Below are 12,996 nucleotides of genomic sequence, written 5' to 3'. Positions count from 1 at the left end.
TGCGGCGGCTTGCGGCGGTCCGGCCGCGAGCCTACGATGACTTATTATCGCACCCCAACGGACGCACCATGGCCCGGAAAGACGCGAAGGCCCAGAAGTCGCAGATCGTCGCGTTCAAGGTCGAGGAGGAACTGGCGAAGTTCCTCGACAACCTCCCGAACAAGAGCGAGTTCATCCGCAAGGCGATCCTCGCGCAGTTCCGCATGACGTGCCCGCTCTGCACCGGCAGCGGGGTCGTGCCGCGCGGCATCCACGACCACTACAAGCACGTGCTGGTCGAGCACGACACGCGGCCGTGCGAGAAGTGCAAGGCGGCCGTCACCATCCCGATGTCGGCCGACGCCGCGCCCCCGGCCGACCGCCGGCGGTTCGAGCAGTTCCTCGACGGCGGCCCGCTGTACTGCGCGAAATGCTACCCTACCGTCGGCCCGTGCGACGACTGCGGCTGGCACGTCCCCCACGAGAAGATGGTCGAGCACTTCAAGAAGGTGCATTCGCACAGCGGATGACCGCGGCCAACAGCACCGCCCGCGCCGCCACCTGCACCCACCCTTTGACGTGACCGACGGCGTCGGCCCAGCCGCCGGTGTCGGGGATGACGTCCGGCACCGCCCGCGCCGCGACGAACAGCGTCAGCGCCACGAGGGCGAAGCGGCTGTTCGCACGGTGGGCCGTGACGGCGACCCACGCCACGACCGGGATGAGGCTCACGTCGTACTGGAACCACGCCAGCGGGTACGTCAGCATCGCCGCGACTGCCGCCAGCGCGAGCGTGGAATCGGCTGCGAGTCCCTTCCACCGCAGGTATGCGAGAACGACTGCGGCCGCGGCGTACAGTCCCACGCCGGCCGTGGTGCCAAGCCCGAGGACGCCTGGCAGCGACCCGCACTCGGCGGCATACGCCCCCGCCGCCGACGCCAGGCGATACCACTCCCACGGCGGCGTGCCGGCCAGCGCAAAGGGCACCAGCCCGCCGACGAGCGCGCCGGCGAAGGCGGCGAGTTGTTCGCGCCGCGTCCACTTCATGGCCACGACGCAGCTGAGTGCGAAGAACGGCCGCACGGTGCAGGCGAACCCGAGGACGAAGCCGAACGCGAGCGGCCGCCCACTTCGCCCGAGTTGCCAAATTCCCGCCGCGGCCAGCGCGAGCACGCCGACCGGTTGCCCCCAGTCGAGCCCCTGCCACACCGGCGCCCACAGCCCGAACGCGCCGCCGACCAGCGCCCACGCCCACCCCGACAGCGGCGGCGCGGCCAGCCGGAAGCACAGCGCCCACGCGACCGCCAACGCCGCGAGTTGCAGGAGTCTCACCCGGTCGAGCGCCATTCCGAAATCGGCCGCCGCGAACGGGACGGTCAGAAGGACGGCCCCGGGCGGGTGCGGGTTGTGCGTAACGAGGACGTGCCCCGGCCGCGGCGGTAGGCCGGCGCGGTCGCGGAGGTCGTCGAGCGGGAGGTACGGCGAAAGCCCGTCGCGGAGGGCGCGGGCCGAGACGTAGTCTTGTACGAGGTCGTCGCCGTGGGCACGCGACTCGCGCAGGGCGAACGAGGACGTGACCCACAACGCGGCGAATGTGACGGCCGTGCGCGGCAGCATGGCTTCAGGCACTCAGGAAGCCCGGGAACAGCCGTCCCCGGGCGTACCGAAGCTTAGAACTGGTCCAGCCAGAAGTGGTTGCCGCGGTAGTACTTCATCGGGTTCCACAGCTCGTACCGCCAGCCCGGCTCCAGGAACGACGGGTACGCCTGGTACGCCGGCGGCCGCACGTACGGGTGGTTCCGCGGCTCCGGCCACTGCGGGCTGTTCGCCGGCCAGTAGCTGTGCGGGAAGTAGTAGTACGGGTAGTAGCTGTACTGCGTCAGCGGCGGGCTGCTCGACTGGGCCGCGGCCGGGGCGGCCGTCGCCGTCCACAGCGCCACGCCCGCGGCGACCGCGAGAAACGTGCGGGTCATCGTCGTCCTCCGTTACGTCCGGGCTCCGCCCGGCGGACTTCCTGTCGAGCCAATCCTAACCCGCCCCTCCCGGCCGCGCCGCCGACGTGGGTCGAAACACGCCGGAAATCGTAGAAAACTGTGGTACCTTTGCCGCCGCCGCGCGACCCGTCGATTCCCCGGGTCGCGCTACGAGCCGAGAGTTCTCCCGCCCTTCCCTTCCCGAGTTTCCCTCAAGTGACGACGCCGACCGACGTGTACGACAACCCGCTGATCGGCCGCTACGCGAGCCGCGAGATGGCCGAGCGGTGGGGGCCGCTGCGGAAGTTCCGCACCTGGCGCCGTCTGTGGCTCGCCCTCGCCGAAGCCGAAGCCGAACTCGGGCTGCTGGCCGACGACGGCGTCTCGCCGCGTATCCGCGCCGAGCAACTGGCCGAACTGCGCGACCACCTCGACGACGTGGACCTGGCCCGCGCCGCGGCCCACGAAAAGCGCCTGCGGCACGACGTGATGGCGCACGTCCACGCCCTCCGCGACGTGGCCCCCGGCTGCAATGACATCGTGCACCTGGGGGCCACGTCGTGCTACGTCACCGACAACGCCGACCTAATCCTGATGCGCGAGAGTTTGGATCAGGTGTGCCGCACGCTCGCGGCCGTGATCGACGCGATGGGCACCTTCGCCGAGCGGTGGAAGGACGAGCCGACGCTCGGGTTCACGCACTTCCAGCCGGCGCAGCTCACGACGGTCGGCAAGCGTGCCACGCTGTGGCTGTACGACCTCGTCCTCGACCTGGAAGAACTGGAGCGCCGCCGCGACGGGCTGCCGTTCCGCGGGGCGAAGGGGACGACCGGCACCCAGGCCAGCTTCCTGGCGCTATTCCGCGGCGACCACGACAAGGTGAAGCAACTCGACCGCCGCGTCGCCGGAAAGATGGGCTTCGACGCGCTCGTCCCCGTCACCGGGCAGACGTACTCGCGGAAGCACGACAGCTTCGTCCTCGACGCGCTGAGCGGTCTCGGCCAGTCGCTCCACAAGTGGGGCAGCGACCTGCGCCTGCTGGCGAACCGGCAGGAGATCGACGAGCCGTTCGAGCCCGAGCAGATCGGCTCCAGCGCGATGGCGTACAAGCGGAACCCGATGCGCGCCGAACGCATGTGCGGCCTGGCCCGCTACCTGATGGGCCTCCCCGCGATGGCCGCCGACACGGCCGCCACACAGTGGTTCGAGCGCACCCTGGACGACAGTGCCCCGCGCCGGCTGTACATCCCGCAGGCCTTCCTCTGCGCCGACGCCGTGCTGCGGATCGCTCTCAACCTTCTGACCCAGCGCACGGGGCCGGAAACGCTCGGGCTCGTGGTGAACGTGCCGGTGGTGGCGCGGGGCGTGCGCGAGTACCTGCCGTATATGGCGACCGAGAACCTGATGATGGCCGCGGTGCAGGCCGGCGGCGACCGGCAGGAGGTTCACGAAGTTGTGCGAACGCACAGCCACGCCGTCACCGCGAAGCTCAAGAGCGGCACCGGCAGCGCGGCCGAGTTGTTCGACCGGCTGCGGGCCGAGCCGGCGTTCGCGCGGGTCGACTTCGCCGCCGTCACCGACCCGCGGGCGTTCGTCGGCCGGGCGCCGGAGCAGGTGGCGGAGTTCGTCGCGGAGCACGTCGCGCCGGTGCGGGCGCGCTACGCCGCGGCGCTGGGGATGAAGGCGGAACTGAGCGTCTAAGCAGGTCCGCAGAAGTTCTATCACAAGACGTTCCCCAACCAGAAGTCGTCAGAGAAGACGCCGGCGGTCTTCAATGCCCACGCGGGTGACTGGCTCTCCAGGTAAGCGATGAACCGCTCGACCTGCTCCTCCAGGGTGGCGTACTGCTTGTCGGCACTCACCACGTCCTTGGCCTGGCCCCACAACGTGTCCATCGGGTTGAGCTGGGGTGCCCGCTTGGGCAGCCACAGCAACTCGAACCCGAACTCGTCGGCCAGCCGGACCGACCCCTTGGCCGTATGGCTCGGGTCCTCGTCCAGCAGCATCGCCACGTGCCAGCCCCGGTAGGAGCTGCGCACCACCCGCAGGAACGCCTGGAAGTCGGCCGCCCGCTGGTGCTCCCGGGGCACCAACAGCCGGTGGCCGGTCCGCAGGTTCATCGCCCCGAAGACCACCCGCCGGCCGTTCCGCCCGCAGAGGAGAACCTCCTTGGGCTGGCCCCGGGGCGACCAGGCGGACCGCAGCGGCGGGAACAGCAGCAGGTCGGTCTCGTCCTCCGCCAGGACGACGCTACGTGCCGGCAGTCGCCGGATGTGCCGCAGGATGCGCCTCTTTTTTCCCCCCGAACTCGGGGTCCGGGTCGAGGGTGTAGCGGGACCGCTTCCAGCTGTACCTCATCCGCTGCAACTCCCGCCGGAGGGCGTCGTCGGAGAACGGCCGGCCGGTGCGGCGGGTCAGGTGCTCGCGGAGCAACGGGACGGTCCACTGGGCGGCGAAGTAGCCCACCTCCTGGGGAGAGCGGCCCAGGAGTTCGCGGAGCAGCTCCCGGTCCGACGGGGTCAGCAGGCGGGGCCGCCCGGACCGGTCGCGGTCGGCGAGGGCCGCCGGGGCGTGGTCACGGCCGTAGGTCGCGACCCAGTGGTAGACCGCCCGGAGTGTGACCCGGAGCCGGCCGGCGACGGAGGCGACCGGTTCCCCATCGGCGACCCCCAGGACCGCGAGGGTGCGGCGGTACACGCGGGCATCGCGGGTGGAGCGGAGTTGCTGTTCCAGGTGCCGTCGTTGCCAGTACGTCAGCGTCAAGGCGTCCACGGCCATCCTCCCCTACCCGGGAGGCTACCACGATAGGGCCGCTTGCGAAAGAACTTCTGCGGACCTGCTTAGCCGAGCCCCGACACCGTCGTCGCCAGTTTCGCGACCTCGTCCGGCAGGGGCGTTCGCTTGTAGCGGTACACCCCCGCCCCGAACGCCGCGGTGTCGGCCTCGTCGGTCCGCATCTGCTCGCCGACGCACAGCACAAACTTCCCCGGCAGGTGCTTCGCCAGCCGCTTGTGCAGTGTTTCCACGTCGCCGCGGCGCCAGTACCCGTACAGTTCGACGTACACCTCCTTGCCGCTCGCCGTGTGGACGAGCCGGAAGTCCGGCACCCACACGCCGTCCGGCAGCACCACCGGGTGCGGCTCCTCGTGAAGTACCCAGCCGCGGTCCTTCGCGCCGAAGCTGTCGGCGAACATCCGCACCTCCGGCGGCGTGTATGTGCCGAAGTCCGCGACGTGCGACCGCAGCCCGTCCGTGCTCGACAGCGCGAACTGCTTCTCCTTGCGGTCGGTGCCCCAGCGCACCTCGGCACGCAGGTCGTAGGCCTTGCAGTGGAGGAGCGTGGGCAGGAACTGCGCGAGCTGCGAGCCGTACTTGTTCGTCGCCGAGAACAGCGACAGCGGGCCGTCCAGCGTGAGGGTGTACGAGTTGCCCGACGACTCGCGGATGGTGCAGATCAACCGGTGGAACTTGACCGCGCGGAACAGCTGCCGGAACCGCGCCGGCGTCTCCCCCCACACGCGGCACTCCATCGCCGTGCTGCGGACCAGCACCGCCTGCGCCAGCGCCACGTTGTAGCGGTTCAGCAGGAACTCGGGCGTGCAGTCGTCGAACGAGAGGACGCGCCGTTCGTCTTTGAGGTCGGCGAATAGGCTCTGCTCGATCTGCTCCGGCGTAAGGCTCAGCGGCCCCGCGACTTCGGCCAGGACGGCGGCGCGGTCGAACGCGGCGCCCACCTTCTGCCGGTGCGCCACGGCCGCACGGAACGCGGCGTCGCGCAGTTCTTCCGGCGGGTGGTCGGCGGTCACTTCGAACTCGCAGCGGTCCTCCAGCAGCTCGGCCAAGCCCTGATGCACGAGCGACCGCGGCCCCTGGCCGACCACATCTTCGAGCTCGGCTGCGATCTCGCCGCGGGTGCGGCCGGGCGAGTCGCGGTAGGCGAACAGCAACTGCTCCGCGACGCCCAGCCAGCCGCGGTCGGCCGGGTCGAGATACTGCGGAATGAGCTTGCTCCGGGCGTGCCGGACGCGGACGAGCTTGCCGGTGAGCATCGAAAGACCGATTGGCCGCAAAAAAGGCACAAAAAACACATAATAATACAGATTTAGATTCTTCTAATTTTTGTGTCTTTTGTGCCTTTTTGCGGCCAATCTCCTCCTGTCCTACTGGAACGCCCGGTGCTGGCGGCGGCGCTCGGAGACGTACTCCTCGACCGTGCCGCGGGTGATGACCTCGTACAGCACCGCCTGCTTGTCGCCGTATTTTCGCAGGATGCGACCGAGGCGCTGCACGTTTTCCGTCGTGCTGCCCGTGCCCGAGAGCACAATGCCGACGTTCGCGGCCGGCACGTCCACGCCTTCGTTCAGCACCTGGCACGTCACCACCACGGAGTACACGCCGGAGTGGAAGTGGCCGAGGATGGTCTTCCGCTCCTTCGGCTTCGTCTGGTTCGTCATCGCCGGCACGAGGTACGTCCGGGCGATGTGGTACACCGTGGCGTTGTCCGCGGTGAAGATCAGCACGCGGTCGTTGGCGTGCTTCGCCAGCAGCTCTTCGAGCAGGCGAAACTTGCCGGTCGGCGCCTGCATAATCCGCTTCTGCTCGCGGAAGGCGCGGGCCGCGGCCACGCCCTCGGGGCTCTTGCTCGCCTCGAACAGGAAGCGGCGAAACCCGTCCGGGCCGCTCATGTTGATGCCGCGGTCGGCGACGAACTGGCGGTACTGGTCGCGACACTCCTGGTAGCGTTCCCCCTCCTCGGGTGTCAGGTCCACGAACACCCGGCGGGCCTCGTAGGGCGCCAGGAATTCGCCGGCCACGTCGGTGATGTCCAGCCGGTAGAGCGTCGGGCCGATCAGCGCCGGGATGATGTCTTCGGCCCCGTCGGCGCGTTCGAGTGTCGCCGTGAGGCCGAGGCGGAACGGGGCCAGCGCCGCGTTCGCGGCCTCCATGTAGCTCGGGCCGGGGAGGTGGTGGCACTCGTCGAAGATGACGAGGCCGTAACGGTTCGCCCACTTTTCCAGGTGGATGTACGCCGAGTCGTAGGTGGTGACGGTGAGCGGGCGGTACTCGAACTCGCCGCCGCCGACCATGCCGACCGGCTCGCCGAACGACTGCTCCAGCTCGCGCGCCCACTGCGTCATCAGGTCGATCTTCGGGGTGACGACGAGCGTCGGCCGGCCGAGTTGCTCGACGCACAGGAACGCGGTGAAGGTCTTACCGGTGCCCGTTGGCATGACCACGACGCCGCGGCGGCCGCCCTCCGTCCACCGCTTCAGGGCGTCGAGCTGGTACTGGCGCGGGGTGCGCTCGCGGTTCAGCTTCCAGCCGGTCGGCTTGTTCTCCCAGCCGCGGGCGGCGTCGGCGTAGGGCTGCTTCGTACGGACCAGCTGCTCGACGATCGCGCGGTACCAGCGGCCCTGCGCCCGGTGGGTGCTGGTGCGCGGGTCGAACAGCACGCCGGGGAGGGATTGGAAGTCGAACCCGCGCGGGCCGCCTGCGAGGACGACGGTGCCGCGGTCGTAGGCGAGGGTGATCGGCGCGTCGTCGGCCATGAAATGACCCTCGCGGAACCAGAGGCCGGATCGTAGTTCACGCCTCGGGCTCGGCCGGCACTCGGCGGTAGAGTTCGGTCACCCCCCGCAGGCGGTCGATGGCGCCGGGCCAGAACTGCTCGGTCCGGAACCGCCACTGCCAGTTCCCAGCCGCCACGCCCGGCTTGTTCATCCGCGCCTCGCCGCCGAGGCCGAGCACGTCCTGGAGCGGCGCCACCGCGATCTCGGCCACCGAGCCCCACGCGAGGCGGATCAGCTCCCACGCCGGGTCTTTCACCTCGTGGCCGACGTAGGCCGACAGGTAGCCCTTGCTGTTGGCGTCGAGCGTCGCCCACCAGCCGACGGCGGTGTCGTTGTCGTGCGTACCGGTGTAGCAGGCGCACCGGCGGTCCGCGAAGTTGTGCGGCCAATACGGGTTGTCCGGCGTGTCGAGCGCGAACTGGATCACCTTCATCCCCGGGAGCCCCGCGCCGTCGCGCAGCTGGTCCACGTCGGGGGTGATGACCCCGAGGTCTTCTGCGATGAACGGGAGGCTGCCGAGGTCGGCGCGGAGGCGCTCGAAGAAGGGGGTGCCGGGGCCGTCCACCCACTTCCCGCGGGTCGCCGTCGTCTCGCTCGCTGGGATGTGCCACGCCTGGGCGAAGCCGCGGAAGTGGTCGAGCCGCACCAGGTCCACGCGCGCCAGGTCGCGCCGGACGCGGTTGGCCCACCAGGTGTACCCCGTCTGGGCCATCCGCTCCCAGTCGTAGATCGGGTTCCCCCAGTGCTGCCCGTCGGCGGCGAAGTAGTCGGGCGGCACCCCGGCCACGACCGTCGGCCGGCGGTCCGGGTCGAGGAGGAACTGGTCCGGGTTGCACCACACGTCGGCCGAGTCGAGCGACACGAAGATCGGGGCGTCGCCGATGACCCGGACGCCGCGCTCGGCCGCGAACTCGCGCAGGGCGTTCCACTGGCGGTCGAACAGGAACTGCCCGAACCGGTGCATCTGCACGTCGCCGGCGAGTTCCTTCTCGACCGCGGCCACGGCCGACGGCACGCGCCGCAGCAGGTCCGCCGGCCAGTCCGGCAGGCTGCGGCCGTCCAGCGCGTCGTGGACCGCCATGAACAGGGCGTAGCCGTCGAGCCAGCCGACCTCCCTGGTGGCGTAACGATCGAATTCGCCGCGCATCCCCGTGGGAGCGCCGCCGGCGCGGAACGTGTCCCACGCGGCCCTCAGCAGCGCCTTCTTGAACGGCGTCACGGTCTCGTATTCGACGCGGTCGTTACGGAAGAAGCGCCCGTCCCACAGCGCCGGCTTCACGAGCCCGTCCTGCGCCAGCAGCTCGGGCGACAGCAGGTTGATGTTGCCGGCGAAGGCGGAGTACGACTGGTACGGCGAGTCGCCGGCGCCGGTGGGCCCGAGGGGGAGGATTTGCCACCAACTCTGGCGCATGGCGGCGAGCGTTTCGACCCAGCGGAAGGCGGTGGGGCCGAGGTCGCCGACGCCGAACGGGCCGGGAAGGCTGGTCGGGTGGAGGAGGACGCCGGACGACCGGGGCGGCAGAGTCGGCTTCATCGTGCGGGAGCTCGGGGTGGTCGGGCGGCGACCGGTCGGGCTACGGATAGTGACGGACCACACCCCCGGGAAGCGCCGCCGTGCCGCCCGCCGACCCACCGCCGCCCCTCGTCGAAGGCGAGGATTATACCGTCGAGCACGGCCGGTGGGTGTTCACCGCGGCGTTTCTGCTGCGCCGCGGGTACTGCTGCGGAAACGGGTGCCGGAACTGCCCGTACCCGTCCTCGCCGCGGGCGGCGGGCGACGCTACTCCACCCGGGCGAACACCGCCTTCAGGTAGCGCCCCTCGGGCACGCTGAGCAGGAACGGGTGGTCCGGCCCCGCGCCACTCACCTTGAACACCTGCAACTGCCGCCCCGCCTGCCACGCCGCCCGGCGGACCGACTCGAGGAAGTCGTTCTCGCTCACGAGGCCGGTGCACGAGCACGTCAGGAACACGCCGCCGGGCGCGACCGTGTGTAGGGCCAGGCGGTTCATGTCGCAGTACTTCTTCAGTGCCAGGTCCACCGTCTCTCGGTCGCGGGTGAGTTTCGCCGGGTCGAGCACGACCACGTCAAACTTCTCGCCGTTCGGCAGCACGTCGCGGATCCAGCTGAACAGGTCGGCTTGCACGAACCGCGCCTGCACCCCGTTCAGCTTCGCGTTCTGCTTCGCCAACTCGATCGCGGTCTCGTCCAGGTCCACGCCGGTCACGTCGGCCGCGCCGCCAAGCGCCTTGGCGTACACCGAGAAGCCGCCGGTGTTGCAGCACAGGTCCAACACCCGCTTCCCCGAGCAGAACGACGCCAGCGTGCGGCGGTTGTCGCGCTGGTCGACGAAGAAGCCGGTCTTGTGCTTGCTCCCGGGGGCGACGCGGAATTTCAGCCCGTGCTCGGTAATCACGCCCGGCGGCGGCGGCTCCGGCGGCCGGCAGTCGAACGACTCCTGCTTGCCGACGTGCTCCTCGGCGAACCAGTAGAACTTCGCCCCGGGGAACAGCTCGGCCAGCGCCGCGCGGATGGTGTCGCGCTGCTTGAACATCCCGGCCGAGAAGAACTCGACGACGATGGTGTCGGCGAAGCGGTCGACGACGAGGCCACTCAGGCCGTCGGCCTCGGAGTGGATCAGCCGGTAGGCGTCGGTGTCGGCGTCGAGCTTGAGCACGTCGCGGCGGAAGGCGACGGCGGCGGCGATCTTCTTGGCGAAGAACGCGGCATCAACGTGTTCGTCGGCGTCGGTCGTGAGCATCCGCAGGGTGATGCGCGAGTGCCCGTTGTAGAACGCCCGGCCGACCCACTGGCCGGCCCGGTCGCGCACCTCGACGACGCTCCCCGGCGGGATGCGCGCCGCGGGCCGCTCGAGCATCTTCTGAAAGACCCACGGGTGCTGCGACCGCCGCTCGATCTTGAGCGTCACGGTTGGTAGGGGGGCTGCGTCCATGCAGGAATGATAGGACCGCTACGCCCCGAGGTACTGCCGCAGGATGCTGCTCACCTTGTCGCACCGGTCGCGCCAGCCGGCCAGGTTGCCCGGCGTGTACCCCGCCACCGGCCGGCACGCCACCTCGACGCGCAGCCGGGTTAGCTGCGGGTCCGGCTTGTCCATGTGCAGTTGCACCTCGATCGGTTCGTTCCCCTTCTGCACGGCCGGCCGCCGGGCCGTGCCCAGCCAGCCGAAGATGCCGCTCGACGTGCCGGGCTGCTTGTACCCGTGCGGGAGCCCGAGTTGCAGCAGGATCAGGCCCGGCTCGCTGCTCACCACCTGGCCGGCGAAGTCCTCGACGAACCCGCGGATCTTCGCCGCCGCCATCCGCTCCGGGAGCGCGATCTCGAACACCGAGGCGACGCGGAACGGGTCCGGCCGCGCGGCCCTGCGGGGCTCCGCGGACGGCGCCGGCGGCACGATCACCTCCGGCTCCGCGGGCGGCTCCCACCCGGCGGGCGCGGTCGCCTCCCAGAAGTCGATGCCGAGCCCGCGGCCGAAGTCGGCGACGAGTTCGCGGGCGCACTGTTGCCGCTCGTTGGCGTACTTCGACAGCGCCAGGTGCACGGCCATCTCGGTCGCCGGCGGGACGTGGCCGCAGCCGATCTTGTGGAACCGCGGCGGGCTGTCCTTCACGTGCGCGGCCAGCAACTTCTCCTGCGTGCGGTGCGTGAACGGCAGCCGGCCGGTCAGCAACTCGTACAGGATGACGCCGACCGAGTACAGGTCGGAGCGCGTGTCCACGGGGTCGCCGCGGATCATCTCGGGACTGACGTAGGCCGGCGTGCCGATGGCGTGGATCGGGCCGTGGCCGGTGAGCTCGGCGAGCTGGATGTGCGGCTTCGTGGAGAACCCGGCGAAGCCGAAGTCCATCACCTTCAGCGACTCGTGCGGCGTGCCGGCGTCGAGCACCATGAGATTCGCCGGCTTCAGGTCGCGGTGGATGATCCCGACCTCGTGGGCGGCCTGGAGGGCATGGCCGAGGAAGCCGAGCAGCCGGCCGGCGCGTTCCGGCTCCAGCACGCGCTCGAGGTTGACGACGGCCTCGAGGGTGACGCCGGGCACGTACTCCATGACCAGGCACGGGCCGAGCGGGTCGGTGTAGGCGGCGTCGATGAGGCGGACGGCGTAGGGGTGCTGGAAGTTCGCCATCGAGCGGACTTCGGCGTCGAACAGCTGGCGGAACTTGGGGTGCTCGGTGACGTGAGGGTGGATGACCTTGACGACGACGGGCGGCCCGCCGCGCGGCTGCTGCGCGAGGAACACCTCGGCGTTACTGCCGGCCCCGAGGGGTCGGACGAGCGTGTACTTCCCGAGCGCCGTGCGGCCGACCATCCCCGCCCCTCGTCCGGTGGCCCCCGCGGGGGTGCCCAATCGCTGTGCAACCGTAGGTCGATTTCGCCCCGGAAGCAAGCGCCGGCGGCGCGTCAGTTCACCTCCCAGCGGTACTCCACGGCCGCATCCCACCTCGCGCCGGGCTCCAGCGTCAGCCACCCGGAGTCGATCCCGCGGGCCTGAAGGTTTGAGGCGTCGGCGGAACACGTGTACGGCTCGATCGCGACAGCCTGTCGGTGTGCGGGCGTGAACAGCACCAACTCGCGGAACGCCGGATCGGCCAACACCCGCAGCCGGCCCGACGCGGAGGGGTGCGTCAGCGTGGCCAGTTCGATGAGCCCATTCGACGGCTCGGCCGTAACCCCGGTGAGCACGTGATCGAGTGCCGTCGCCCCGACGGGCCGCGGCACGTGGAAGTCGAGTTCCGGCGGCACGGGCGTCCGCTCGCCGGTCGGCAGGTTCGCCGCGTCCGCAGCCCACACCTGCGAGACGTGCGCCGTCAGGACGTGCCCGCCGACGTCGGCGTCGGCCACGCCGGGGAGGCGGAAGTACGGGTGATAGCCGATGCCGAACGGGAGTACCTCGGTGCCGCGGTTCTCCACCACCGCGTCGACGCGCAGGCAGTCGCGGTAGAGTGCGTACGTCAGCGTCAGGTCGAAGTCGCCGGGCCACTGACCGACGGCGGCCGGAAGGTCGTCGGCGAGGCGGAATCCGCCCGACACGGTGGCGAAATCGGCGGTCGCGCCCTGGCACAGGACGCGCCACGGCGTCCGGGGCGTGAAGCCGTGGATGGCGTGCTGTTTCGTCGAATCGTTGAGCGGCAGTTGCACCGAGCTGCCGGGGAGGCGGCCGTCGCGGAGCCGACCCGGGAACGGGAACAGCACCGGGTGGCCGCTCCGCGTCGGCACCGGGTTCGTCTCCCAGTCGGGGGCGGTGAAGAAGACGCCAGCCCACGACCCGTCCGGCTGCCGTACCTGCCAGCGGACGCAGTTGAAGCCCCACTGCGGCCAAACCTCGGCGCGTACGGTGCCGTCCGTCAGCTCGTACACGGTGCCGGCGCGGTCGCCGGCGCGGCCCTCGAACGTGTTCACCACGAAGCCCATGGCGTCTCCCGGTTGGTCGCGCTGCCGAACGGCGGGGGTGA

At 70.4% G+C, this 12,996-nt stretch carries 13 protein-coding genes; 3 read left to right on the top strand and 10 right to left on the bottom strand.

Going from position 1 to position 12,996, the window contains the following annotated elements:
- Positions 1-68 precede the first annotated feature (68 nt).
- Complete coding sequence (locus ETAA1_RS09190) at positions 69-509, top strand: hypothetical protein (RefSeq protein ID WP_145236672.1); 441 nt, start codon at positions 69-71, stop codon at positions 507-509.
- Here the strand turns inward: ETAA1_RS09190 and ETAA1_RS09185 are convergent.
- Positions 481-1,596, bottom strand: a complete 1,116-nt coding sequence (locus ETAA1_RS09185) for a glycosyltransferase family 87 protein (protein WP_145236669.1) — start codon at positions 1,594-1,596, stop codon at positions 481-483. The two genes, ETAA1_RS09190 and ETAA1_RS09185, sit on opposite strands and share 29 nt — an antisense overlap.
- A gap of 53 nt (positions 1,597-1,649) precedes the next feature.
- Positions 1,650-1,952 carry a hypothetical protein gene (locus ETAA1_RS09180; protein ID WP_145236667.1) on the bottom strand — a complete coding sequence of 101 codons (303 nt, stop codon included), beginning with the start codon at positions 1,950-1,952 and terminating at the stop codon, positions 1,650-1,652.
- Positions 1,953-2,168: 216 nt separating this feature from the next.
- Between ETAA1_RS09180 and purB the strand changes: the two genes are divergently transcribed.
- A complete protein-coding gene (gene purB, locus ETAA1_RS09175) occupies positions 2,169-3,653 on the top strand; it encodes an adenylosuccinate lyase (protein WP_145236664.1) in 1,485 nt (494 codons plus the stop codon).
- A 20-nt stretch (positions 3,654-3,673) separates the two neighbouring features.
- On the opposite strand, the gene ETAA1_RS09170 is transcribed toward purB, so the two are convergent.
- The 5 genes from ETAA1_RS09170 to malQ form a co-directional block, all read right to left on the bottom strand.
- Positions 3,674-4,195, bottom strand: a complete 522-nt coding sequence (locus ETAA1_RS09170) for a transposase (protein WP_261342025.1) — start codon at positions 4,193-4,195, stop codon at positions 3,674-3,676.
- Positions 4,196-4,202: 7 nt separating this feature from the next.
- Positions 4,203-4,730 (bottom strand): helix-turn-helix domain-containing protein, encoded by a 528-nt coding sequence (locus ETAA1_RS09165; protein WP_145236658.1) that lies wholly within the window; start codon positions 4,728-4,730, stop codon positions 4,203-4,205.
- A 62-nt stretch (positions 4,731-4,792) separates the two neighbouring features.
- Positions 4,793-6,001: a DUF790 family protein gene (locus tag ETAA1_RS09160; protein WP_145236655.1), complete on the bottom strand. Its 1,209-nt coding sequence runs from the start codon at positions 5,999-6,001 to the stop codon at positions 4,793-4,795.
- 111 nt (positions 6,002-6,112) lie between these two features.
- A complete protein-coding gene (locus ETAA1_RS09155; RefSeq protein WP_145236653.1) occupies positions 6,113-7,501 on the bottom strand; it encodes a DEAD/DEAH box helicase family protein in 1,389 nt (462 codons plus the stop codon).
- A 37-nt stretch (positions 7,502-7,538) separates the two neighbouring features.
- Positions 7,539-9,056 carry a 4-alpha-glucanotransferase gene (malQ, locus tag ETAA1_RS09150; RefSeq protein ID WP_145236650.1) on the bottom strand — a complete coding sequence of 506 codons (1,518 nt, stop codon included), beginning with the start codon at positions 9,054-9,056 and terminating at the stop codon, positions 7,539-7,541.
- Positions 9,057-9,136: 80 nt separating this feature from the next.
- Here malQ and ETAA1_RS09145 point away from each other — a divergent pair, with 80 nt between their 5' ends.
- Positions 9,137-9,355: a DUF5522 domain-containing protein gene (locus ETAA1_RS09145; protein ID WP_145236647.1), complete on the top strand. Its 219-nt coding sequence runs from the start codon at positions 9,137-9,139 to the stop codon at positions 9,353-9,355.
- Here the strand turns inward: ETAA1_RS09145 and ETAA1_RS09140 are convergent.
- From ETAA1_RS09140 to ETAA1_RS09130, 3 genes are all read right to left on the bottom strand, one after another.
- The gene (locus ETAA1_RS09140) at positions 9,303-10,475 is read right to left on the bottom strand and encodes a class I SAM-dependent rRNA methyltransferase (RefSeq protein WP_145236645.1); all 1,173 of its coding nucleotides are present in this window, start codon (positions 10,473-10,475) and stop codon (positions 9,303-9,305) included. The two genes, ETAA1_RS09145 and ETAA1_RS09140, sit on opposite strands and share 53 nt — an antisense overlap.
- 18 nt (positions 10,476-10,493) lie before the next feature.
- Positions 10,494-11,852, bottom strand: coding sequence for a serine/threonine protein kinase (locus tag ETAA1_RS09135; RefSeq protein ID WP_145236642.1), 1,359 nt, complete (start codon positions 11,850-11,852; stop codon positions 10,494-10,496).
- Between the two features lie 92 nt (positions 11,853-11,944).
- Positions 11,945-12,955 carry an aldose 1-epimerase gene (locus ETAA1_RS09130; protein WP_202920779.1) on the bottom strand — a complete coding sequence of 337 codons (1,011 nt, stop codon included), beginning with the start codon at positions 12,953-12,955 and terminating at the stop codon, positions 11,945-11,947.
- Positions 12,956-12,996 lie beyond the last annotated feature (41 nt).

This window comes from Urbifossiella limnaea (genome assembly GCF_007747215.1).
GTDB classification, from domain to species: domain Bacteria; phylum Planctomycetota; class Planctomycetia; order Gemmatales; family Gemmataceae; genus Urbifossiella; species Urbifossiella limnaea.
Note: the sequence above shows the minus strand (reverse complement) of the source record. Positions and strands in the feature narration are given on the sequence as shown.